Genomic DNA, 23,197 nt, shown 5'->3' with positions numbered 1-23,197 from the left:
GCGCAAATGTCTCTGCCCCGGTCTACTCTTCTGATCTGTCGCGGCAAAGCGGGACAGGGTCCGGCAAGCCACGCAAAACCCGAAAAAACGACAAAACGCCGGGGCGGCCACAATCAACTGACAGGTTTATGTCAGTTGCAGGGGGCTAGATCCAGCCCATCGCAACATGGACACAAGGTAAGCAGACCATGAAACAAACCGCGGAAATCGTCACCTTCGCACTGGCGCCCGGTGTGACCGAGGCCGAATTCGTCACCCTGAGCCAGGAGACCGAACGCTTCGTGCGCGGGCTGCCCGGCTTTCAGCATCGCAGGCTCAGCCTGGGCGCCGATGGCCGCTGGACCGACTATGTCGTCTGGTCCGACGCAGCGGCTGCCACAGCCGCGGCCAAGGCGTTTGAAAGCGCCGATTGCGCCGCAGCGCTGATGGGTGCAATCGCGCCCGACAGCGTTTCCATGCGGCATGAAACCGTGCTCTGGCAGATGTAGACGCCTGGGTCAGGGCGCTCGTTTGCGCCTTGACCAGCGCCCCCGGCCCGCGCGAAGGGTAGGCCATGCGCCGCACCGACCGCCTGTTCGACATCATCCAGATCCTGCGCGACGGGAAGCTGCACCGCGCGCGCGACATCGCCGCGCGGCTCGAGGTTTCTGTCCGCACCATCTATCGCGACATGGACACGCTGGCCGCCTCGGGCATTCCGGTCGAGGGCGAGCGCGGCGTGGGTTACATGGTGCGCGAGCAGATCACCTTGCCGCCGCTGAACCTGACGCCCGAGGAACTCGAGGCGCTGAACCTCGGCATGGCCATCGTGGCCGAGGCCGCCGATCCCGAGTTGAAAGCCGCCGCCCAGCGCCTGGCGGAAAAGATCGACGCGGTGCTGCCCACCCAGACCGTGGCCGAGGCCGATGCCTGGAAATTCGCGGTCTACCCTTTTGCCGATGCCGCCCGCGGGCTGGCGCATATGGCGCCGATCCGCGCCGCGATCAAGGCGCGCCAGAAGCTGCGGCTCGTCTATCGTCGGATCGACGGGGAACTGACCGAACGCACCATTCGCCCGCTGCACATGGAGTATTGGGGCCGGGTCTGGACGCTCACCGCCTGGTGTGAACTGCGCGCGGGCTTCCGCGTGTTCCGCATCGACCTGATCGAAACGCTCAGCCCCCTGCCCGAACTCTTCCGCGACGAGCCGGGCAAGACCCTGGCCGACTACCAGCCCTGAGCGCGGCAGGGGGCGCTGCCCCCGTCCTGCGGACTCCCCCGGAGTTTTTTCAGCGAAATGAAGGGGCGGGACTCTCTGCCGCTTCTTTCTGGTCGAAAATACTCCCGCCGGAGGCACGGGCCGCAGGGCCCGTAACCGTCATTTCAGATAGGGTTCGGGATCGAAACTGTCGAACCCCTTGCGCACCTCGAAATGCACATAGGCGTTCTCGCCGTCGCGCAAGCGGGCGATCTTTTGCCCGCGTTTGACGGTATCGCCCTTGTTGATTTCGATCCCGTCCACATTGGCATAGACCGTCAGCAGGTTGTCGGCATGGCGGATCACCACGATCGGCACCTGGTCGGCATCGGCGGTGATCGCCGCCACTGTACCCGCCTCGGCGGCGCTGACCGGACTGCCCGCAGCGCCAGCAATGTCGATCCCGTCATTCTTACCCTTTGAATACGGGCGCACAATCTTGCCTTTTACCGGGAAGGCGAGGCGCGCAGAGCTACTCGCGGTGGGCTGACCAACCGATACATCAGGTTCTTGCGGTTTGGCGGCGGGCACCTTTTCCTCGGGCAGCGGCTTGGTCGCACTGGGCGGGGTTGGCGTCGGCGAACCGACTCCGGGGGCACTGACCGCGGCGGTGGTGGTTGCAGCGGTCGCAGCTGGTTTGGCCGCAGTACTCGGAGCCGGCTGATCCTTGATCGGGATCAGCAAGTATTGACCCTCGCGGATCGCAAAATCGGGGCCGAGTCCGTTCCATTCACCTAGCGCCTTGACCGGCACCTGATAGAGCCGCGAGATGGTATATGCTGTTTCGCCGCGCGCCACCTTGTGCCGCACCGGCTCGGGCGCTTTCGGTTTCGGCGCGGGTTGGGCCACCGGTTTGGCCGGCTCCAGCGCCGTGGTTTCGACGGGGGTGGTCTCTGGCGCCTGGTCGATGGCACTGCCGGCGAGGCTGGCGATATCCACATTGCTACCCTGCCCGGTCGGCTCTGCGACACGGCGTGGAAGCGCCAGCACCTCGCCCTCGCGCAACCCGTCGGCCGGTTGCAGCCCGTTGAACCGAGCCACCTCTCCGACCGGCAAACCGACCCGGTCTGAAAGCGTCGTCACCGTATCGCCGCGCTTAGCCACAGCCACCTGATAATTGGGATAGGAAATCACCCCGCGCGGGTCCGGTTGCGGTCGCGCGGTGGTTCGGGCGGTTTGCGCTGCCTCGGTTGTGTTGAAAGCCCCGATTTGTCCCCGTAGATCATAGTCCAAAGGCGCCTCGCAGGCGGCCAGCATGGCCAGCGCGGACAGGCCCATCATCGGGCGTGGCAGAGTTCGGAACAATCGGCTCATTTTGCAATCCTCAAAGTCGCCCCCCCATGTGGTCCAGGGGTTTGCGTCGTTCAATCCTGTCAGGCACGGGACATCCCCGTCAGCCATCCTTGCCCAGCCCCTCGAGCAGTGGTACGAACCGAACCGGACGAAGTTCATCATAGTCGAAACCCTGTTCGGTACGGCGCACCCGGATCAAGGTCTGAACCGTGTCCGACTGCCCCACGGGCAAAACCATGATACCCCCGATCTTGAGCTGCGCCAAGAGCGGGCCGGGCGCATCTTCTGCCGCAGCAGTAACGATGATCCGGTCGAAGGGCGCCTGATCTGGCAGACCGAAAGAACCGTCGGCGGTCATGGTGGTGATATTGACCAACTGTAATTGCTGAAACACCAATTGCGCGGCACGCACCAGCCGGGCGTGGCGGTCGACCGTATAGACCCGACGCGCCAGTTTCGCCAAGATCGCCGCCTGGTAGCCCGATCCGGTGCCGACCTCGAGCACCTTGTCGCGCGGCGTAACCTCAAGCGCCTGTGTCATCAGCCCCACCACCGAGGGCTGGCTGATGGTCTGGCCGCAGGCGATGGGCAGGGGCATATCCTCATAGGCGCGTCCCGAGAACAGGCCCCGCACGAACAGGCCGCGATCCACCTCTTCCATCGCCGCCAGCACCCGTTTGTCGGTCACCCCCTTGGAGCGGAGCGCGAAAAGGAACTGCATCTTGGTTTCGGGATCGGGGCCGCTCATAAAGTTGCCTGCAAGGCCTCCAGCGCATCGTCGGCGGTCAGGTCCGCGCGCATCGGCGTGACCGAGACATAACCGTCAAGATTGGCCGCCGCATCGGTGCCCGGCGCGGTACGCTGCTGCTGGTCGCCGCCCTTGATCCAAAGGAACCGTTTGCCCGCGGGCGACAGATGCGGCTCGGCGGAAAACCGCGTACCCTCGCGAAAGCCCTGGCGCGCGGCTTGGATTCCCTTGACCTCGGCCGCGGGGACGGGCGGGAAATTGACGTTGTAGAATAGCCGGTAATCCGGCCGTTCGTCAGGCCAGGTGTCGAGGATACGCCGTATCACCTGCGCCCCATGGCTTCGGGCAATCTCGAAAGGGTCGGTGCGGCCATAGTTGCGCGGGCCAAAGAATTGCGAGAGCGCAATGGCGGGCAAGCCCTGCAGCGCCGCCTCCATCGCGCCCCCCAGGGTACCGGAATAGAGCGCGTTCTCGGCGGCATTGTTGCCCCGGTTCACACCGGACAGCACGAGATCGGGCAGCGCCTCTTTCATCACGTCATGCAGGCCGGCCAGAACGCAGTCGGCGGGAGAGCCTTCGGCGGCAAAGCGGCGCTCGCCCAGGCGCGCGATGAGCATCGGATGGGTATAGCTGATGCAATGGCCGACACCGGATTGCTCGAACGCAGGCGCAACGATCCAGACCTCGCCCTCCGGCCCCGCCAGTTCCTCGGCCACCTGCTCCAGCGCCGCCAGCCCCGGCGCGTTGATCCCGTCGTCATTGGTGATGAGTATGCGCATGTCGCCCCGCCCTGTTTGGCCCTTGATAGACGCCCCTCCACCGCGCGGCAAGCGCGCGCCGACGGACTGTTGCACGCCTGCGGCACCTGTGCCCTGCCTGCTATAAAAACCCCTTACGAGGAAACCCGTTCAGCTCGCGGCGAACGCCCAGAATTTCGCCGAAATTCTGGCACAAAAAATGGGACATTTTTTGCCACCGCCCGGGGCACGCGCTCAGCGCCTGCGATCCGCCGGGAACACGAAACAGCGGTCGCGCCGGATGGTCAGCCACATCACCCGCCCTGTTTCAGGGATGAACACATTGGGCACCGTAGCCTTCAGCAGCGACCCGTCGAAATCCATGCGAAACTCCACAAGGCTCTCGCTGCCCAGAAACCGTGCCCGTTCGACCACCCCGCGCGCGGCGACGCCGTCGCTGGGCGTCGGCAGCGGTCCTTTGCCACCCCGGTCGAAATCCAGCTTCACATGCTGCGGCCGGAACACGATATCGACCTCGGTGCGGTCCGGGATACCCGGAGCGAGGAACTGGCCAAAGGGCGTCTGCGCCAGTGCGCCGGTGACAGTTGCCCGCAGAACGTTGATATCGCTGAAGAAGGCAACCGCCGCCCGGTCCGCGGGCCGGGTATAGACGTTATATGGCGCGCCCTGCTGCACGATCCGACCACCACGCATCAGCGCGATCTCGTCAGCCATGCGCATCGCCTCTTCCGGCTCATGCGTGACCAGCAGCACCGCCGCATCCTCTTCCTTGAGCAGCGCCAGCGTGTCGTCGCGGATGCCGTCGCGCAACCGGTTGTCGAGCCCCGAGAACGGCTCGTCCATCAACATGATGCGCGGCCGCGGCGCCAGCGCGCGCGCCAGCGCCACCCGCTGCTGTTCACCCCCCGAAAGCTGATGCGGATAGCTGTCGATATGACCGCTCAGCGACACCCGCGCCAGCAGTTCCTCGACCCGGGCGCGCTTCTCTTCGCGGCTGCCTTTCAGGCCAAAAGCGACGTTCCCCGCCACGCTCAGATGGGGAAACAGCGCGAAATCCTGGAACATCAGCCCGATCGCGCGCCGCTCTGGCGGGACACGGAACACGGTGTCGCAGATCAGCTTGCCGTCCACGTAGATCTCGCCGCTGTCCTGCATCTCGACCCCGGCGATCATCCGCAGGGTGGTGGACTTGCCGCAACCCGACGGGCCCAGCAGACAGGTCACCTGCCCCGCGCGAATGTGCAGCGACACGTCATCGACGACCCGGCGCCCGTCAAAGACGCGCACCAGATTGCGGATCTCCAATCGTGGAGGTGTCTGTCCTGCGTTCACCTGCCGGGCCTCACTGCCTATCCCAAGCCTTTTGGTCGGGAGTTGGTCCGGGGATAACAACCCCGCCCCCGCTGCGCAAGGCGGGACGCGTCAGCAGCAGCCCCCGGATACCGCGGGCGCCGCGGCCTCAAGCCCATTGAACGGCGATGCGCCACCGCATCCGGCAAAGATGCCGTAATGGGTCGAGAAATCGCCGATGAACTGGAAATGCGGCGCAAACCGTGTCTCGGCCAGCATCCGCCATGTGTTGCCGCAAACCGGAAACACCTTGCCGGTCTCGATGACGTGATGATCATCCAGCACGAACTCATGCGGCGCATGCGGCACCGTGCCCCTGTAGATCACCGCCTGTCCGTAATCCTCGCAATCAGGCTCCAGCCCGGCAAGGTTGAACAGCCGGTAGGTCGCCGACAGAAAGCGGATCGGGCCGACGCGGCGCTCCAGCTCTGGGTTCTCGATGGTCAGCAACCGGCTTTCGACCATGCGCGGATCGCCAAATCCCGCGCCGCGCGCCAGGCTCAGGAAATCGTTCCAGTAAAGCGCGCCCGACAGGCATTCGCCATAAAGCACCTCGTCGCGCGCCAGCGCCTCGGGGATGCGCCGGTCGGCGTAGACATCCGAGAAATACATCTCGCCCCCCGGCTTCAACAGTCTTTGCGCACCACGCAGCACCGCCGCCTTGTCGGTAGCAAGATTGAGCACGCAGTTCGACACGATGATGTCGAACGAGCCAGGCTCCAGCGGCAGCTCGTCCAGCTTTTCGATATAGCCCTGGTGAAACGCGGTATTGGGCGCGCCGTGACCGAATACCTCGGCATGATAGGCCTGATGGGACCGCGCCACCTCCAGCTGTGCGGGCGTCATGTCGACGCCGACCACCGCGCCGCTTTCGCCCACCAGCGCCGACAGCGCATAGACATCGCGCCCGGCACCACAGCCCAGATCGAGGATGCGCGCGCCCTCCAGCGCCAGCGGCGCGATCAGCCCGCAACCGTAATAGCGCGCCATCACCTCGTCATGCAGCTTGCCCAACACCGGCTTCAGATGCGCAGGCACCGCGTCGGGGGTACAACATGCATTGGTCTGCAAATCGGCGCTGCTTTGCAGCACCTCTCCATAATAGCTCTGAACCGCTTCGTGAGTCATGTCACACCCTCCTGTCCATCCATCCCTGACCTAACCCGCACCGCAACCATAGACAACGGCGCCGCACCCTCTCTGAACCAAGCGTGATCGCTCTTCATTTCGCCCAAAATACTCCGGGGGAGTCCGCAGGACGGGGGCAGCGCCCCCTGCCCGCTCACTCAAGCAGGGCAAAGCTTCCGGCGGCGCGTACCCGCCCATTGACCTGCACCTCGACCCGGTGGGGTCCGGGCACCAGGGTAAAGGTGCTGGCATCTCCCTTCAGCTTGTGCCGCTTGGACAGATGCAGACGCCCACCGCTCAGGCGCCCCTGTTTCAACTTGTGAACCTTGGCCGAGCTCTTGCCGCCGGGGCGCTGGAAATGCACGATATAGTCGACCAGCACCGGCACGTCCAACGCGCCGCTCAGGGTCACGCCGATCTCGACCGCGTCGCCGATCCGGGCCTCTCCGGGCAGGTTCAGCGCCACGTCAAGTGCGGCGTCTGGATCATAGCCCAGTGCCGCCATGGCGCCCGGGTGCCCTGCCTTGACCAGGCCGCGCAGCGCGTGACCGGTCATCCAGCTGAGCTCCTCGGGCCGTTGCCGCGCCGCCTCGCGCCAGTCCGCCAGCCGGGTCAGCACCAGATCGGGGACCTTCTTGGAAATATCGTTGAGGTGATTGGCAACCGAGCGGGTGACATAGCGGGTGGGATCGCCGTGCAACCGGTCAAGCAACGGCAGCGCCGCCTCCAGATCCAGTGACACGCCCAACCCCCAGGGCAGCCGCGGGCGGGTGCCTTCGCTGACGAGCCGGCGCACGTGATAGCTGTCGTGATCGCACCACAGCTCCATCCGCGCCAGCACCTGATCCGGCCAGCGGTTCAGGAACGGGCGGATCGCCCATTCCATCGAAAACCGCTGCGTCAGCTCTGCCAGCACATCAAACGCAAGGTCGGGATGCTCTATCCCCACCGCCGCGACCCATTCCCCCAGCGGGGCAAAGATGAAATCGCCGAAATCATCATCTGACAGCGTCGGATCCAGTGGCGGCGGCAGCGCGCGCAGGATCACCGGCGCCACCTCGGGCAATTCGCCCGGCACCATGTCGGCCAGGCAGGCCGCAATCCAATCGATGCGCGCCTTCAGTTCCAGTTCGGGCAGCCGTGTCATGACCCGGGCCCGGAACCCGGGCGCGTCAAAGCCGGGACCGTCGAACAACCCGGCCAGATAGGCCACCTTGTCCGCGTTGAACAGCTGATCCTTGAGCGAAAATCCCTGTGTCATGCCTTACATCGTCAGATTGGTGCCGCCGCCATCCAGCAGCAGGTTCTGGCCGACGATGAACCCCGCATGCTGCGAGCAGAGAAAGGCGCAGGCGGCGCCGAATTCCTCGGGCGTGCCATAGCGCCGGGCGGGAATGGTGGCGGCGCGCTCGGCCCGCGCGGCGTCAAGCGAGATGCCCTTTTGCTCTGCCACCGGGCCGTCCAGCGCATTGGCGCGGTCGGTGGCATGGATGCCGGGCAGCAGGTTGTTGATCGTCACGCCATGTGGCGCCACCTGCCGCGAGGTGCCCGCGACATAGCCGGTCAGACCGGTGCGGGCGGCGTTGGACAGGCCCAGCGCCGGGATCGGCGCGCGCACCGATTGCGAGGTGATGTTGACCACCCGGCCCCAGCCCTTGTCGATCATGCCGGGCAACAGCGCCTTCATGAAGGCGATGGGCGTCAACATGTTGGCGTCCAGCGCGCGGATGAAATCGTCGCGGTCCCAGTCCGACCACAGGCCCGGCGGCGGGCCGCCCGCATTGGTGACCAGGATATCGACACCCTGGGCCGCCTCGATCACCTGCGCCTGCCCCGCCTCGGAGGTGACGTCGCAGGCGACGGTGGTCACAGTCACCCCATGCGCGCCGCGAATCGCCTCGGCTGCCGCCTCCAGCGCGTCGGCGCCGCGCGCGTTCATCACCAGATCGACACCTGCCGCCGCCAGCGCCTTGGCACAGCCCAGGCCCAACCCCTTGGACGAGGCGCAGACCAGCGCCCGCTTGCCGGAAATCCCCAGATCCATATCGCGTTCTCCCCTCATGCTCTGTTGTTCGGAGCTAACATCATTTGCCCGCACTTCACCACCCGAGCGGCGGATCCACGCCACATTTTCGGTGCATGCTCTGTTGAAGCGTCCAACCGGGTGCTAGACTTCTTTCAACCGGTACCCTGTTAACCAACATCCGGACCATCTCCGTGACCCGATACGCCCCGATCCAATCCGTTCCCGTTTACCTTGCCGAGGATTTCTCGGTGACCAATGGCGCCAATCTGGGCGATGCGGTTGCCCCGATGGACGAGCTGATGCTGGACGATGTCTATGGCATGGCGACAGACGCGCGGACCTGGCGGCTGGGGATCGAGGCCATGGAGGACGGCGGGTTCCGGATCGCCGGGGACACCGAGACCGGGCAGCCGGGCGCCGCGCTGCATCTGGATTGCGCGCTGAGCCTGATGAGTCCCGACGGCCATACCACCGACGCCATCGTGCTGGTCGAACTCGACACGACCGGCCATATCGCCGAGCTCTACCTGTTGCCGCTGGCACCTCTGCTGCCCAAGACCGACTATACGCTGGTGGGCGTTGACCGCGACCGCGCAGGCCAGAAATTCGCCCAGGTCGCCTGTGTCTCGTTCACCCGCGGCACCCATATCACGCTGGGGTCAGGCGCGCAGGTCCGCATCGAGGACCTGAAGGTCGGCGACCGGGTGCTAACCCGTGACGACGGTGTGCGCGAGGTGCGCTGGATCGGTCAGACCACGGTGCGGGCAATGGGCGAATTTGCCCCCATCGTGATCCGCGCCGGCACGCTGAACAATGAAAATGACTTGGTGGTCAGCCCCGATCACCGGCTCTTTGTCTATCAGCGCCGTGACGAGATCGGCGTCGGCCGGCCGGAACTGCTGGTCAAGGCCCGGCATCTGGTCAATGGCGATACCGTGTTCGTGCAAGAGGGCGGTTTTGTCGACTATTTCCAGTTGCTGTTCGACCGCCATCACATCATCTATGCCGAGGGGATCGCGGCCGAAACCATGCTGCTCGACCCGCGCACCCGGCCCGCCCTGCCGCAAGAGATGCTGGAACAGGTCAGCCCGCTGCTGGATCAGCATGCAAGTGGCGAGGGACACGGAATGGATGTGGCCAAGGCGCTGCTCGACCGGCCCGATGCAATCGACCTCTTGAAACGCGCCTCGACCAAACGCTGAGCGTCACGCCAGCGTTGATCTGTCTGGCCGGGTCGCTCACGGCATCGCGACCGCCACGACGCCCCCTGCGTCTTGACCTGTTGCCCTCTCTGCTTATCCTGCCGCGACCCGTGAACAGGAGAAGCCTCATGCCGTTGCGCCCCTTCCCCCTTGTTGTCGCCCTGTTTGCCGCAAGCGCGGCGCTGGCCCATAGCGGCGTCAGCAACCCGGCGGTCAAGGCGCGGATGCACGCGATGATGCAGATCGCCGACAATACCAAGATCCTGGGCGCCATGGCCAAGGGCGAGGCTGCGTTCGATGCCGATCAGGCCCGGGCCGCCGCCGCCGCCATTGCCGCCCACGCCGCCAGCGTGCCGGCCCTGTTCATGGCCGAAGAGCACGACCCGAAATCCGAGGCGCTGCCCGCGATCTGGCAGGATTTCGACACCTTCGGCCAGAGGTCCGAGGCACTGACACTGGCCGCCGCCGAGGCGGCGGCGGCAATCGAGACCGAGGCCGATCTGAAACCGGCGCTCGCCCGGATCGGCGGCACCTGCAAATCCTGTCATCAGGATTTCCGCAAACCCTCATAAACGCGCATTCTTGCAAGGGCGGCGCAACCTGATATACGCGCCTGCATGTTGGATATCGCCTCGAACCGCCCTGCTTTGCCGCCCGAGATCGCGCGGCGCCGCACCTTCGCCATCATCTCGCATCCCGATGCGGGCAAGACCACGCTGACCGAAAAGTTCCTGCTGTTCGGCGGCGCGATCCAGATGGCCGGACAGGTGCGCGCCAAGGGCGAGGCACGGCGCACGCGCTCGGACTTCATGCAGATGGAAAAGGACCGGGGCATCTCGGTCTCAGCCTCGGCAATGTCATTCGATTACAAGACGTTCCGGTTCAATCTTGTCGACACGCCCGGCCACTCGGACTTTTCCGAGGACACCTATCGCACGCTGACGGCGGTGGATGCGGCGGTGATGGTGATCGACGGCGCCAAGGGGGTCGAGAGCCAGACGCAGAAACTGTTCGAGGTCTGCCGCCTGCGCGACCTGCCGATCCTGACCTTCTGCAACAAGATGGACCGCGAAAGCCGCGACACGTTCGAGATCATCGACGAGATCCAGGAGATGCTGGCGATCGACGTGACGCCCGCAAGCTGGCCCATCGGCCAGGGCCGCGATTTCATCGGCTGTTACGACATCCTGCGCGACCGGCTGGAACTGATGGACCGCGCCGACCGTAACAAGGTTGCAGAAAGCATTGAAATCAATGGGCTTGACGACCCCAAGCTGGCGCAGCACGTGCCCGCGCATCTGCTGGAGAAGCTGCACGAAGAGCTGGAAATGGCCCGCGAGCTTTTGCCCGCGCTCGATCCGCAGGCAGTGCTTGAAGGCCATATGACACCGATCTGGTTCGGCTCGGCGATCAACTCGTTCGGGGTCAAGGAACTGATGGACGGGATCGGCAATTACGGTCCGGAACCCCAGGCGCAAAGCGCCGAGCCAAGGAAGATTTCACCAGAGGAAACAAAGGTTTCCGGGTTCGTCTTCAAGGTTCAGGCGAACATGGACCCCAAGCATCGTGACCGGGTTGCCTTTGTCCGCATGGCCTCGGGCCATTTCAAGCGCGGCATGAAGCTGACCCATGTGCGCACCAAGAAACCGATGGCGGTGTCGAACCCGGTACTGTTCCTTGCCTCGGACCGGGAACTGGCGGACGAGGCCTGGGCCGGCGATATCATCGGCATCCCCAACCACGGGCAATTGCGCATCGGCGACACCCTGACCGAGGGCGAGGCGCTGCGGGTGACCGGCATCCCCTCGTTCGCTCCGGAACTGTTGCAGGGCGTACGCGCGGGCGACCCGATGAAGGCCAAGCACCTGGAAAAGGCGCTGATGCAGTTTGCCGAGGAAGGCGCCGCCAAAGTGTTCAAGCCGATGATCGGCTCGGGGTTTATCGTGGGCGTCGTTGGCGCGCTGCAATTCGAGGTGCTGGCCAGCCGGATCGAGCTGGAATACGGCCTGCCGGTACGGTTCGACGGCTCGCAATTCACCAGCGCCCGCTGGGTCGCAGGCGACAAGGCGGCGATGGACAAGTTCATCAACGCCAACAAGCAGCATATCGCCCATGACCATGACGGCGACGTTGTCTATCTGACGCGGCTGCAATGGGATATCGACCGGGTGATCCGCGATTACCCCGAGCTGAAGCTGACCGCGACCAAGGAGATGATGGTCTGACCGGCGGCGGGCCTAGCCCTCGTCGCCCTTGTAATAGCCGATGACATCGCCGTCGGTCGTACAACCCAGACCGTTCAGCAAGCGGTTCGAATAGTTGAAATAGGCGCAGACCTGGTTCACCTCCAGGATCTCGCCATCGTCGCAGCCTGCCAGTTTCAGCGCCTCGAAATCCGATCTGACCATCCTGCCGACCCCGGTGGTCAGCTTGGCGGCATAGCGCAACAGGGCCAGTTCCTTGCCCTCGAACACGTCCTCGGGGCGCTGCGCCTTGAGCGCGATGAAAATGCGGTCGGATCGCGGCTGATCCCGGAGCAGGTTGCGCACGTTCATGAAATGATGGGTCAGCGAATAGGTACAGTCGTTCAGGATCGAGGTATAGCTGGCCACGACTTCGAGAAACCAGAACGGCAAGGTATTGTCGTCGGAATGCAGGACCGAGCGATACAAGGTGACATGACCGTTCATCGTTTCGGGGCGCAGCGAATGCACCCGCATCACGGTATCGACCGTGCCATGGGGCGTGCGCGCCCGGTCGAGCAGCTCTTTCAGGCGCCCATCCGCCGCGTCATCCCCGATCATCTCGATCCAAGCGCTCATCTCGTATCTCCCTTGCCGCTGTTCATCGCCAGCAGCCCTTGCTAGCATCTTCGCATGCAAGAGGCCAATATGCTTGACCATAAGGAAAACCTGCACGCCGGAGCGGTCAACCTGCTGACCCGGTGCGGCGGCCTGTTGGCTGGGGACTCGGTCTTGATCGTGCGCGAGCCGCCGGGGCTGGGGTATTACCGCGAATGCATCGTGGATGGGCTGACGCAAGCGGCGGCAAGTCTCGGGATCCGTGCCACGGTCGTTCAGGCCCCGTTCACGGAAACCGCGACCGCGCCGGACGAGGCGCTGGTCACCGCGATGCGGGCGGCGGATCTGACCGTGTTTCTGGCGCGGCTGGGCGATCAGCTCAGGTTTCAGGACCTGCCGGGCGCCATACGCGCCATCGTGTGCTATGCGCTGGATGGGATCATGCTGGGATCGGGTTTTGGTCGGCTGGACCACGCGGCGATGGTGCAACTGCGCGACCGTATCGACAACGCGATGGGACAGGCCCGGAGCATAACGGTCACCTGCCCTGCCGGAACCGATTTCACCGGCCATGTCGCGCCGATTGACGCAAAGCCCAAGGACACCAACACGATCCGGTTTCCGCTGTCGGTGCATTCCCCGGTGCCTGCCGTAAGCTTCAGCGGCCGGATCGCACAACGCGGGTTCCTGGTGGGAACGGGATCGCGCTTTTATCAACCCTATGCCTGCCCGCTTGAGCACGTGCTGTTCGTCGAAATCGAAGGCAACCGGATCACCGGGTTTTCCGGTTCCGCATCGGATGTGGCCCGCGCCAGGGCGCATTATCGCGGGATCGGTGAAAGATACGGTATCGACCCCTATTTCGTCCATTCCTGGCATTGCGGCATCCATCCCGGTTGTGCGTTCCGGGACCCGGCGCGGGACAGTTTCGAACGCTGGAGCGGCAGCGCCTTTGGCAACCCGCGGCTGTTGCACGTGCATACCTGCGGCGCCTATGCGCCGGGTGAGATCTCGCTCAACATCCTCGACCCGACCGTCACCGTCGACGGTATCGCCCTGTGGCAGGCCGGTCGGCTGGTGCCCGAGGCCATTCCGGGGGCAACCGAGATCCTCGACCGTCACCCGGAGCTGCGCGCCGCTTACGACGCGCCCGCGCAAGACTGCGGGCTTGGGCCGGACGGGGCCTTAAGCTTCGTCTGAGGTCTCGGCGGCAATCACCTTGTCCACCTTGGACCGGAACCGCATCGCACCGGCATCCAGACCGAGGTTCATATAAGGCGTCTTGCGGTTTTTCATGCCCTCATGCACCGCCTCCAGCACCGCCTTGTCCTCGTTGAACGCCATGGTCGCGCCTTCGAACATCCGCTTGTTGATGGCCTCGTCGCCCGGATCGGTGTTGCGGTGCTGAAACCAGAAATACAGCGAATTGTCGGCATCGACCGGGGTGATGAAGTTATAGGAGATGTTCAGATAGGCATCATTGGGCAGGATGGCGTCGGGCCCGCCGGTGCCCGCGCGGGTGTAGACGCTCATGTTGATCGCGGTGGACGGCAGGCGGCATTCGTAATGCTGCTTGCGGTCGGTATTGTCGCCAAAGGCCAGCATCGCCCGGTAATAGGGCGGCGCCGGTTCCGCCATGATCCAGCGCGAGACGATGACCCCGTCGTCCAGCTCTTCGATATCCAGCGGGCGGCTGTCGGTCCCTGCCCCGGCAAAGCTGGTGACATGGACCCAGGCGACGTGGCTGGGATCAAGCAGGTTGTCAATCACGTAGAGATAGTTGCAGGCGATATCGAGCGCGCCGCGCTCGGTCCGGCCCCAGGCGGGATTGTCGAAATTGGGGATCTCTATGATCGGTCCCGGTTCCCGGTCGCCCATCCAGATCCAGAGAAACCCATAGCGATCCGCAACCGGATAGCTGCGCACGCGGGCGCGTTTGGGGATCGGGTCGCCCTGGGTCGGGGCCGAGACACAGGCCCCCGAGCAATCGAAGGTCAGCCCGTGATAGCCGCATTCCACCGTATCGCCCTTGAGATTGCCCATCGACAGCGGCAGTTTCCGGTGCGGGCAGGCATCCTCCAGCGCGGCCGGGGTTCCATCGGTTTTCCGGTAGAACACGATCGCCTCATCCAGCAGCCTGAGCGGTTTGAGCCGGTCGGTGAAATCCTCGCTGCGCCCGGCGACATACCAGGTGTTGCGGATGAAACGGTCCGATTGCATCAGCTGCCTCCCTTGAACGTGTCATAGGCCTTGAGCGCCTTGGCGGAATAGGCATAGGACGGCCCGCCGCCCATATAGGTCGCCATGGCCAGCGCCTCGCACAGTTCAGGCCGGGTCAGGCCAAGGCGGATCAGGGATTTCACATGGAACCCGATGCAACTGTCGCAGCGGGTTGCGATGGCGATGCCCAGCGCCATGATCTCCTTGGTCTTTTCGTCGAGCGCGCCGGATTTCTTGGCGGCGGCGCCCATGATTCCGAACCCCTTGACCGTCTCGGGTATCTCGGGGTTCAGCACCGCGATATCCGCAACGATCCCGTCCATGAAGGCTTCCCAATCCATTCCTATCCCCTTTCGTCCGACCCCATGCGGCGTTCCAGCCACCGCACGCCCGCGCTGATCACCAGCACCAGAACCAGATATTCGAGGATCAGCAACGAATAGATTTCCAGCGGCCGATACTCTGTCACCACCAGTTCGTTGGCCCGCCGGGTCAGTTCCTGCATGCCGATCACCGAGGCAAAGGCCGACATCTTGACGATATAGATGAACTGGTTGGCAAGCGGTGGCAGGATGCGCCGGATCGCCTGCGGCAGGATCACATAGCGCATGGTCTGGAGATAGTTCAGCCCGATGGTCTGGGCCGCCTCGGTCTGCCCCCGCGCGATGGACTGGATCCCGGCCCGATAGATCTCGGCGGTAAACGCGCTGTCCGAGATCGCCAGCGTTATGATCGCGCCCCAGAACGGGTCGATCGGGATATCCAGCCCCATCGAGCGGAAGATGATCGGCAGGCCGTAGAACACCCAGAACAGCATGGGCAAGAGCGGGATCGCCCGGACGAACTCGACATAAACGCGGTTGATCAGCCGGACATACCAGCGCGACGACAGGCCGGGCAGCGCGACGAGCAGCCCCAGGACGATGGAGAGCACCGCCGCGATGACCGAGATCAGGATCGTCGCCCCCATGCCGCCGATCAGGAACTTGATGTTGACCCAGCCCGACGGTGTCCAGGGGTTGATCACATACCAGCCCCAGGTCGTGGACGAGGAACAGCCCGACAGCAGGGCCAGCGCGACAAGGGGAAGAAGAAGGCGCATCAGTGGCTCAGTATCTGGCTAAGGAAGGTCTGGCAGCGGCGCGATTTCGGGTTGCCAAAGAACTCGGCCGGCGCCCCGGTTTCAACGATCTCGCCCGCATCCATGAACACCATCTTGTCGGCGACCTTGCGGGCAAAGCCCATCTCATGCGTCACCACGATCATGGTCATGCCCTCCTCGGCAAGTTCGACCATCACGTCCAGCACCTCCGAGATCATTTCCGGGTCCAAGGCCGAAGTCGGCTCGTCGAACAGCATCACCTTGGGCTCCATGCACAGGCTGCGGGCAATGGCGACACGCTGTTGCTGGCCACCGGACAACTGGCCAGGGCGCTTTTCAGCCTGTTCGGGGATTTTCACCCGCTCCAGATAACGGCGCGCCCGGTCCTCGGCCTCGCTGCGGCTCAGTCCACGCGACTTCATAGGGCCAAGCGTCAGGTTCTCCAGCACGCTCAGATGCGGGAACAGGTTGAACTGCTGGAACACCATGCCGACATCGCCGCGCAGATCCTCGGGGCGCTCGGTCACCTCGGATCCATAGATGCGGATGCTGCCTTTTTGATGGGTTTCAAGCCGGTTGATGCACCGGACCACCGTGGATTTGCCCGATCCGCTTGGGCCGCAGATCACCACCCGCTCGCCACTTTTCACCGTCAGGTCGATATCTTTCAGCACGTGAAAATCGCTGAACCATTTGTTTACACTGACCATTTCGATGGCGATATCGGTCATTTCCCCTCCCCGGCCCTCCCCTGCGGGAAGATTTTTCTTGAGGCTGAAGGGGAATGGCCACAAGTTCAAGTGTCAAAGCGTTCAAAAAAAACAAGCGCGAGAAACAGGGAGACGACCATGAAACACTGGATGACAATCGCCGCGGCGGGCGTTCTGAGCCTTGGCCTGGCTGCTGCGGCACAGGCGCAATCCGCGCTGAACGATATCCTCGACAGCGGCGTTCTGAAATTCGGCACCACCGGGGACTGGAACCCGATGTCGGTCCGCGACCCGGCCACGAACAGTTACAAGGGCTTCGATATCGATGTTGCCAACGAACTGGCCAACGATCTGGGCGTCACGGTCGAGTTCGTGCCGACCGACTGGAAAACGCTGGTCAACGGCGTGGTTGCCGGCAAGTACCACATGACCGGCTCCGCCTCGATCAGCCCGCCCCGGATGAAGGTCGCCGGGTTCTCGGAAAGCTATATCGCGGTCGAGATCATGCCCTTTACCATCCCGTCGAAGGCGGGCGATTTCGATGGCTATGACAGCATCAACCAGCCCAATGTGAAGGTAGCCACCACGCTGGGCACCACGTTCGAGGCACTGGCCCGCGAATGGTTCCCCAATGCCGACATCAAGGTTGTCGAGGCCCCGGCTCGTGGTTTCCAGGAGGTTCTGGCCGGACGCGCGGATGTGTTCATAACCTCCAACATCGAAGGCTCGACGCTCAAGGCCAAGCACGGCGTGGTGCAGGTTCCCAATACCGAACCGCGCTCGCCCTCGCCGATCGCGATGCTGTTGCCGCAGGACGACCAGGTTTGGATCAACTACGTCAACAACTGGGTCAAGGTGAAACAGGCCAAGGGGTTTTTCGAAGCGACCAAGGCCAAGTGGGGCCTCTGAGCGCCGCGTAAGCGGTCGCGAGGTCAATGTGACGGGGGGCATGATCCATGCCCCCTTTTCAATCGGACAGGTGGAAACATGCGACTGGATCACGCGACCTGGCCCGAGGTGGATGCCTATCTGGCCGATCATGACGGAATCATTCTGCCGGTCGGCTCGACCGAGCAGCATGGCCCGATGGGCCTGATCGGGACGGACGCCACCTGTGCCCAGGCGATTGCCGAGGCGGCGGCAGAGATCGTCGCGACCTTTGTGGCGCCGACGCTGGCCTATACCCCTGCCCCGTTCAACACCGGGTTTCCCGGCACCGTATCGATTTCCGAACAGCTCTTTGCCGACCTCTTCGCCGAGATCGTGCGCGGGCTTCAGGCGCAGGGGTTCCGACACGTCTATGTCCTGAACGCGCATGGGGCGAACCTGGCACCAATGCGCCGGGTTGCCCGGTCTCTCGACACGGTGCACATCCGCAGCTGGTGGGAGTTCGACGAGGTCAACGCCCTGCGCCAGTCGTTCTTTGGACAGTGGGAGGGCATGCATGCCACGCCCGCGGAAATCTCGATCACGCAATTCCTGGGCCGGCGCGTGGCGCCGGGTGCCGCGGCCACCCCACCCCGCCTGCTGACGGCCGAGGACATCGCCAGTCGGGCCGGCGACCGGCATGGCCCCCCCGACCTGCACCGGCGCGAGTTTCCCGATGGCCGGGTCGGCTCTCATTCGGCGCTTGCCACCCCGGAATACGGCGCACAGCTGTTGCAGGCAGCGGCCAGAGGGGTTGCCGCCGACTATCAGGCCCTGGTCTCGGCCCCCCGGACCTAGCTCTGGGTGCCGTCCAAACCGATATTGTTCTGCCGAAAGGCCGCCGAAGAGTTGGTATGCGGATAGTCTTGCTCCGGGACCGGGACACCGAGGAACGCACACAGCGGTTCCCAACCCGTTCCAAGCTCATAGACCAGCAGGCGATCCGCGGGGATTGCGGATTTCACCTCGGCGACATGCCGATGGAATTCGGCAATGGCCCGTTCGCGACTATCGAAGCGGTCTGCGAGAAACACTTCGATGAATTCCTGCATGCGTCGCTGATGTACGGCCTCCGGTGGCATCTCCGTCTCGCGAAAGGCCTTGATGGTCTTTGAGTAGGAATTGTACCAGCCTTCGGCGTCACGAACTGACAGGATCACCTTGGCATCGGGGTATCTTTCGGCCGACTCGCGCCACAAATGTGCACCGGGCCAGTCGACCTGCGACCGGTACCCGTCGAAAAGCACGTCCAGATCCAGCGGAGCGCCGCCGCAGAAATGATCGTGCCATGGTTCTATCTTTTCGGGATTGTCGCGGATCTCGTACATATGGTGGCAGGGACCGAAGCCGAGGATCGTCAATGCTGCTCTCAGGGAGTCGGTGCCTGTCCGCCCAAGACCGGCGCCGATGATTTCCAGTGCCATCGGTATCTCTCCTTCAACCGAAGCCATGTCAGCCAAGCATGGGGCGCGAAAACGCGGCTGGCAATCCATTCTTGAAATGGCAGATGAGCATCACTTCTCTGGATGTCATGCGACGAGGGATCCCCTAAGTTGCCCGAAGCACCCGATTCAGGAGCCTGACCCCTCAGATGACCCAGATATCCGATCCCCTGTTGGCGCAAATCCGTGACCGTTTTGCCCAGGTCGAAAGCTGCCCGGTGCAGGGGCGGCGCATCTTCTTTGAAAACGCCGGTGGTGCGTTGACGCTGAAATCCGTCCTGGAAAGCTCTGCCATCCATGCCGCCATCCCCGACAACCAGGGACGCGACAATCCCGGCAGTCATGCACTGGTGGCGACGATCAACAAGGCCAGGCAGGACATGGCCGATTTCATGAACGCCCCCGGAGGCCAGTTCTTTGTGGGGGAAAGCGGCACCGAATTGCTGTTCCGCCTGATCATGAACGCCTGTTTGGGTACCGGCACGGGCAAGGTTCTGGGATCGACGCTGGAGCACCCCGCCTCGCGTTCGGCCTGTGACCGCTGGGCGCGCATCGCCGGTCAGCAGCATGTTCTGATCCCACATGACAACGCCACCGGCACGATCGGGGCCGATGCCTATGCCGCCGCCATCACCCCGGACACCAGGGTAGCCACGATCATACATACCTCGCCCGTGACGGGCATGGGCGTGGATGTGACCGCCATCAGCCGCGCGATCCGCGCGGTGGCCCCCGATTGCATCATCATCGTCGACGGCATTCAGCACGCGGCCCATGGCGGCATCGACCTGACCGACCATGACGTGGATGGATACGTGATCTCGCCTTACAAAGTGTTCTCGCGCCATGGCTACGGGGTTGCCTGGATCTCGGACCGGTTGACCCGCCTGCCCCATAACGCGCTGCTCGACGGGCCGGAATACAACTGGGAAATGGGCACCCGCGACACCGGTGCCTATGCGACCATGTCGGACGTCGTTTCCTATTTCGAATGGCTGGGCGGCGAGGTCAGCGATGCCACCGACCGACGGGGCAAGTTCAAGGCGGCGGCCGAAGCGATCCATGACCAGGAAAAGGCCCTGACCGATGCCATGATCCATGGCACCGGCAACCTGTCCGGCCTGGCGGAGATGGAGAAAGTGACCATCCTGGGGGGCGCCGACAACCCCGCGCGCGAAGGTCTCGTGTCGCTGCGGGTCGAGGGCGTGCCCTCGGTGGATGTGGTCAGGGCGCTGAACGAACAGGGCATTCGCACCCACCTGAGAAAGGCAGACCACTACTCGGGCAACATCCTGACCCCGCTGGGCATGGACAGCTGCGTGCGCGTGTCGATGTGCCATTACAACAGCATCCAGGAAGTCGCCCATTTCCTTGCCGTTGTGAAAAGCATCGCGGCCTGACGCACATGGACCGGGGGCTGCACGCCCCCGGACACGAACCGTGCATTATGGCCGGGTCGGCGGCGCAATCGCTGTAGCGCGACCGTGAAACGGGCGCAGCTGGAAAAGCTATCACCGCAAAGCCCGCGGCATTCAGCGGTTGCCACGGCGGTGTGCTTGGGGAATGCTTTGGCACCTGATGAAGAAAGCCAAGAATGATGAAGAAACCTGGCCTTGATGCAACCGATATTCGCATCCTCAGTGCGGTGCAGAAACACGGCCAGCTTAGCAAGACCAGACTGGCCGAGATCGTCAACCTGTCACCCACGCCTTGCTGGGCGCGTTTGACCCGTCTCCGAGAGGCGGGCTACATCTTGGGCTATCATGCCGACATTGCGCTGGACCGGGTTGTCGATTTTACCCAGGTGATCGTCACGGTTTCGCTCACCCATCACCGCAAGGCCGATTTCGATCGCTTCGAGGCCCTGATCAAGGGTATCGACGAAATCACCCATTGTGTCGCAACCGGAGGCGGGATGGACTACGTGATGCACGTGTTCACCGCCAATCTCGCCGCGTTTCAGGATTTGATGGAGCAGTTGCTGGCGGCGGATCTCGGGATCGACCGCTACATGACCTATATCGCCACCCGCAGAATCAAGTCGCAGCCGCCCGGTGTCGCAATGCTGTTAGCGCGTGCCGCGAACTGACATCGCGCGTCTGAACGGTCCGGAACCGGTGGCAAAAACAGTCCGTTCAGACTGAGTGATACGCGTTTTTCAGACCACATCCCTGCCAAGTCTCGGACTAGACACTCGTCAGTTTTCCACACCGGCCAATCACACCGGTCCCGTGCAAAAAAGGCGACAGACATGACCCAGGCAGACGATTTCGGCTTCGGCACCCAAATCCGCAAATCTCCCTTTTTCGACGCCACAGTGCGTTGGGGTGCAAAAGGTTTCTCGGTCTACAACCACATGTACATTCCGCGCGATTTCGGGAACCCGGAACAGAATTTCTGGAACCTGGTGAATGACGCCATCCTGTGCGATGTTGCGGTCGAGCGGCAGGTCGAGATCACCGGACCCGACGCGGCGCGTTTTGTCCAGATGCTGACCCCGCGCGACCTGACCAAGATGGCCGTGGGCCAGTGCAAGTACATCCTGATCACCAATGCCGATGGTGGCATCCTGAACGATCCGATCCTGCTGCGTCTGGCAGAGAACCACTTCTGGATCTCGCTGGCAGACAGCGACATCCTGCTCTGGGCACAAGGTGTGGCCGTGCATTCCGGCATGGAGATCACGATCTCCGAGCCGGACGTGTCGCCGCTGCAACTGCAAGGCCCCAAGTCAGGCGAGATCATGCGCGCGCTCTTTGGCGACGACATCATGGACCTGAAATACTACTGGCTACGCGAACTGGACCTGGACGGCATGCCGCTGATCGTGTCGCGCACCGGATGGTCCAGTGAACTTGGCTACGAGATCTATCTGCGCGACGGGTCGATGGGTGACGCACTGTGGGAACGGATCATGGCCGCCGGCCTGCCCTTTGGCCTGAAGCCCGGCCACACCTCGTCAATCCGGCGGATCGAAGGCGGGATGCTATCCTACCATGCCGATGCCGACATTCACACGAACCCGTTCGAACTGGGCTTTGATCGTCTGGTAAACCTGGACCTGGAAGCAGAGTTCATCGGCAAGGCCGCGCTGCGTCGCATCAAGGCCGAGGGCATTGCCCGCCAGCAAGTTGGCCTGATTATCGACTGTGACCCGTTCAGCGGGCCCAACACCACCTTCTGGGCGATCAACAAGGGCGGCGAAACGATCGGCAAGGTCACTTCGGCGGTTTACTCTCCGCGTCTGGAACGGAACATCGCGCTGGCGATGGTAGCGGTCGAACACGCCACGCTGGGAACCGAAGTCGAGGTCGTGACCAAATCCGGCCCGGCCCGCGCCACCGTGGTCGAACGCCCGTTCTACGACCCGAAAAAGCAAATCGCCGCTGCCTGAGCGCCGGATCCGGAAGGGAGTGACCTGACATGTCCGATCTCGCGATCCAGCTGCACTGGCATCGGGCGACCCCGGTCTTTCAGACCGGCGCCTATTCGAACGCGCATGTGGTTCAATACAACAGCCAGTACGACGTCACCGTGGACTCCGCCCCTGACTGGGGCGGAGATCCCGCCAACACCAACCCCGAACAGGCCTTGGCCTCGGCCCTGTCGAGCTGTCACATGATGACCTTCCTGGCGCTTTGTGCCAAAGCCGGCTGGCCGGTGGCCAGCTATCACGACTATGCCGTGGCGCATCTGGGCAAGAACCCCAAGGGGCAAATGTCGGTAACGCGCATCGACCTGCACCCGGTGGTGCGTTTCGACACCGGTTTCTCGGTCAGCGACACCGAACTGGGCCAGATGCAGGAGCGTGCCCATCGCTATTGCTTCATCGCCAACACGCTCGCCGATAGCGTCGAAATCAATATCCTGTGACCCCTGAAAGAACCCGTACACATGCAAACCGGCAATATCCTTCTGCGCGACTTGGATCCCGACGGCATTCTGCGTCTGACCTTGAATGACGCGGCCCGCCGCAACCCGCTCTCCGAAGCGATGCTCGACGCGCTTGCCACCGCCTTTGACACGGCAGGGTCCGATACCAGCGTGCGGGTTATCGTGCTGGCAGCCAATGGACCGGTGTTTTCCGCCGGCCATGACCTGAAGGAAATGACCGCAGGCCGCGCCGGACCGGATCGTGGCCGGGCCTATTTTTCCAAGGTCATGGCGATGTGCTCGGGCGTGATGCAGGCTATCGTTGCCTGCCCCAAACCGGTGATCGCCGAGGTGGACGGAATCGCAACGGCGGCAGGATG

Annotated in this window: 26 protein-coding genes; 13 read left to right on the top strand and 13 right to left on the bottom strand. The window is 63.5% G+C overall.

Annotated elements, in window-relative coordinates; translation table 11 throughout:
* The first annotated feature begins 188 nt into the window (after window positions 1-188).
* Both AC2FNY_RS14215 and AC2FNY_RS14210 read left to right on the top strand, forming a co-directional pair.
* Complete coding sequence (locus AC2FNY_RS14215; RefSeq protein WP_234215953.1) at window positions 189-488, top strand: hypothetical protein; 300 nt, start codon at window positions 189-191, stop codon at window positions 486-488.
* Between the two features lie 65 nt (window positions 489-553).
* Entirely contained in the window at window positions 554-1,219 is a 666-nt protein-coding gene (locus AC2FNY_RS14210; protein WP_234176094.1) for a helix-turn-helix transcriptional regulator, read from the top strand.
* Between the two features lie 138 nt (window positions 1,220-1,357).
* Here the strand turns inward: AC2FNY_RS14210 and AC2FNY_RS14205 are convergent, their stop codons facing one another.
* From AC2FNY_RS14205 to AC2FNY_RS14175, 7 genes are all read right to left on the bottom strand, one after another.
* Window positions 1,358-2,551, bottom strand: a complete 1,194-nt coding sequence (locus AC2FNY_RS14205; protein WP_234136185.1) for a peptidoglycan DD-metalloendopeptidase family protein — start codon at window positions 2,549-2,551, stop codon at window positions 1,358-1,360.
* Between the two features lie 79 nt (window positions 2,552-2,630).
* Window positions 2,631-3,278: a protein-L-isoaspartate(D-aspartate) O-methyltransferase gene (locus AC2FNY_RS14200; protein ID WP_234166170.1), complete on the bottom strand. Its 648-nt coding sequence runs from the start codon at window positions 3,276-3,278 to the stop codon at window positions 2,631-2,633.
* The gene (gene surE, locus AC2FNY_RS14195; protein ID WP_234166169.1) at window positions 3,275-4,057 is read right to left on the bottom strand and encodes a 5'/3'-nucleotidase SurE; all 783 of its coding nucleotides are present in this window, start codon (window positions 4,055-4,057) and stop codon (window positions 3,275-3,277) included. Before surE ends, AC2FNY_RS14200 begins: the two co-directional genes overlap by 4 nt.
* A 213-nt stretch (window positions 4,058-4,270) precedes the next feature.
* Window positions 4,271-5,368: an ABC transporter ATP-binding protein gene (locus AC2FNY_RS14190; protein ID WP_234143564.1), complete on the bottom strand. Its 1,098-nt coding sequence runs from the start codon at window positions 5,366-5,368 to the stop codon at window positions 4,271-4,273.
* A 90-nt stretch (window positions 5,369-5,458) separates the two neighbouring features.
* Window positions 5,459-6,514, bottom strand: coding sequence for a methyltransferase domain-containing protein (locus AC2FNY_RS14185; protein WP_496802866.1), 1,056 nt, complete (start codon window positions 6,512-6,514; stop codon window positions 5,459-5,461).
* Window positions 6,515-6,668: 154 nt separating this feature from the next.
* Window positions 6,669-7,775, bottom strand: a complete 1,107-nt coding sequence (locus tag AC2FNY_RS14180) for a YhaZ family DNA alkylation repair protein (RefSeq protein ID WP_496802865.1) — start codon at window positions 7,773-7,775, stop codon at window positions 6,669-6,671.
* Window positions 7,776-7,778: 3 nt separating this feature from the next.
* Window positions 7,779-8,558, bottom strand: coding sequence for an SDR family oxidoreductase (locus tag AC2FNY_RS14175; RefSeq protein ID WP_234166166.1), 780 nt, complete (start codon window positions 8,556-8,558; stop codon window positions 7,779-7,781).
* Window positions 8,559-8,725: 167 nt separating this feature from the next.
* On the opposite strand from AC2FNY_RS14175, the gene AC2FNY_RS14170 reads away from it, so the two are divergent.
* The 3 genes from AC2FNY_RS14170 to AC2FNY_RS14160 all read left to right on the top strand — a co-directional run bounded on the left by AC2FNY_RS14170 (window position 8,726) and on the right by AC2FNY_RS14160 (window position 11,967).
* Window positions 8,726-9,742, top strand: coding sequence for a Hint domain-containing protein (locus AC2FNY_RS14170; protein WP_234143610.1), 1,017 nt, complete (start codon window positions 8,726-8,728; stop codon window positions 9,740-9,742).
* A gap of 128 nt (window positions 9,743-9,870) precedes the next feature.
* The gene (locus AC2FNY_RS14165; protein WP_496802864.1) at window positions 9,871-10,314 is read left to right on the top strand and encodes a c-type cytochrome; all 444 of its coding nucleotides are present in this window, start codon (window positions 9,871-9,873) and stop codon (window positions 10,312-10,314) included.
* A gap of 45 nt (window positions 10,315-10,359) precedes the next feature.
* Window positions 10,360-11,967 (top strand): peptide chain release factor 3, encoded by a 1,608-nt coding sequence (locus tag AC2FNY_RS14160; protein WP_496802863.1) that lies wholly within the window; start codon window positions 10,360-10,362, stop codon window positions 11,965-11,967.
* A 12-nt stretch (window positions 11,968-11,979) separates the two neighbouring features.
* Here the strand turns inward: AC2FNY_RS14160 and AC2FNY_RS14155 are convergent, their stop codons facing one another.
* Window positions 11,980-12,564, bottom strand: a complete 585-nt coding sequence (locus tag AC2FNY_RS14155; protein ID WP_234136177.1) for a carboxymuconolactone decarboxylase family protein — start codon at window positions 12,562-12,564, stop codon at window positions 11,980-11,982.
* A 69-nt stretch (window positions 12,565-12,633) separates the two neighbouring features.
* Between AC2FNY_RS14155 and AC2FNY_RS14150 the strand changes: the two genes are divergently transcribed.
* Entirely contained in the window at window positions 12,634-13,743 is a 1,110-nt protein-coding gene (locus AC2FNY_RS14150; protein WP_496802862.1) for a hypothetical protein, read from the top strand.
* Here AC2FNY_RS14150 and AC2FNY_RS14145 read toward each other — a convergent pair.
* The 4 genes from AC2FNY_RS14145 to AC2FNY_RS14130 are packed head-to-tail and all read right to left on the bottom strand — an operon-like array spanning window position 13,729 to window position 16,596.
* Window positions 13,729-14,763, bottom strand: a complete 1,035-nt coding sequence (locus tag AC2FNY_RS14145; RefSeq protein WP_496802861.1) for an aromatic ring-hydroxylating dioxygenase subunit alpha — start codon at window positions 14,761-14,763, stop codon at window positions 13,729-13,731. The genes AC2FNY_RS14150 and AC2FNY_RS14145 overlap by 15 nt on opposite strands.
* On the bottom strand, window positions 14,763-15,104 hold the full coding sequence (locus AC2FNY_RS14140; protein ID WP_234143556.1) for a carboxymuconolactone decarboxylase family protein: 342 nt from the start codon (window positions 15,102-15,104) through the stop codon (window positions 14,763-14,765). The genes AC2FNY_RS14145 and AC2FNY_RS14140 overlap by 1 nt, the downstream gene beginning before the upstream one ends.
* Before the next feature lie 2 nt (window positions 15,105-15,106).
* Entirely contained in the window at window positions 15,107-15,865 is a 759-nt protein-coding gene (locus AC2FNY_RS14135; protein ID WP_496802860.1) for an amino acid ABC transporter permease, read from the bottom strand.
* Window positions 15,865-16,596 (bottom strand): amino acid ABC transporter ATP-binding protein, encoded by a 732-nt coding sequence (locus AC2FNY_RS14130; protein ID WP_496802859.1) that lies wholly within the window; start codon window positions 16,594-16,596, stop codon window positions 15,865-15,867. The genes AC2FNY_RS14135 and AC2FNY_RS14130 overlap by 1 nt, the downstream gene beginning before the upstream one ends.
* A 117-nt stretch (window positions 16,597-16,713) precedes the next feature.
* Between AC2FNY_RS14130 and AC2FNY_RS14125 the strand changes: the two genes are divergently transcribed.
* A complete protein-coding gene (locus AC2FNY_RS14125; protein WP_234143553.1) occupies window positions 16,714-17,484 on the top strand; it encodes a transporter substrate-binding domain-containing protein in 771 nt (256 codons plus the stop codon).
* Window positions 17,485-17,562: 78 nt separating this feature from the next.
* Window positions 17,563-18,300 carry a creatininase family protein gene (locus AC2FNY_RS14120; RefSeq protein ID WP_496802858.1) on the top strand — a complete coding sequence of 246 codons (738 nt, stop codon included), beginning with the start codon at window positions 17,563-17,565 and terminating at the stop codon, window positions 18,298-18,300.
* Here AC2FNY_RS14120 and AC2FNY_RS14115 read toward each other — a convergent pair.
* Entirely contained in the window at window positions 18,297-18,926 is a 630-nt protein-coding gene (locus AC2FNY_RS14115; protein ID WP_496802857.1) for a sulfotransferase family protein, read from the bottom strand. The genes AC2FNY_RS14120 and AC2FNY_RS14115 overlap by 4 nt on opposite strands.
* Window positions 18,927-19,093: 167 nt before the next feature.
* On the opposite strand from AC2FNY_RS14115, the gene AC2FNY_RS14110 reads away from it, so the two are divergent.
* From AC2FNY_RS14110 to AC2FNY_RS14090, 5 genes are all read left to right on the top strand, one after another.
* The gene (locus AC2FNY_RS14110) at window positions 19,094-20,344 is read left to right on the top strand and encodes an aminotransferase class V-fold PLP-dependent enzyme (protein ID WP_496802856.1); all 1,251 of its coding nucleotides are present in this window, start codon (window positions 19,094-19,096) and stop codon (window positions 20,342-20,344) included.
* Between the two features lie 197 nt (window positions 20,345-20,541).
* On the top strand, window positions 20,542-21,033 hold the full coding sequence (locus AC2FNY_RS14105; RefSeq protein WP_234137003.1) for an Lrp/AsnC family transcriptional regulator: 492 nt from the start codon (window positions 20,542-20,544) through the stop codon (window positions 21,031-21,033).
* A 162-nt stretch (window positions 21,034-21,195) separates the two neighbouring features.
* Window positions 21,196-22,338: a glycine cleavage T C-terminal barrel domain-containing protein gene (locus AC2FNY_RS14100; RefSeq protein ID WP_496802855.1), complete on the top strand. Its 1,143-nt coding sequence runs from the start codon at window positions 21,196-21,198 to the stop codon at window positions 22,336-22,338.
* A gap of 29 nt (window positions 22,339-22,367) precedes the next feature.
* Window positions 22,368-22,817 carry an OsmC family protein gene (locus tag AC2FNY_RS14095; protein WP_234215960.1) on the top strand — a complete coding sequence of 150 codons (450 nt, stop codon included), beginning with the start codon at window positions 22,368-22,370 and terminating at the stop codon, window positions 22,815-22,817.
* A gap of 21 nt (window positions 22,818-22,838) precedes the next feature.
* On the top strand, window positions 22,839-23,197 hold a 359-nt coding region (locus AC2FNY_RS14090), incomplete at its 3' end, for an enoyl-CoA hydratase-related protein (RefSeq protein ID WP_496802854.1).

This window comes from Ruegeria sp. BHSC223 (assembly GCF_059613025.1).
This window is presented reverse-complemented; position numbering and strand designations above follow the sequence as displayed.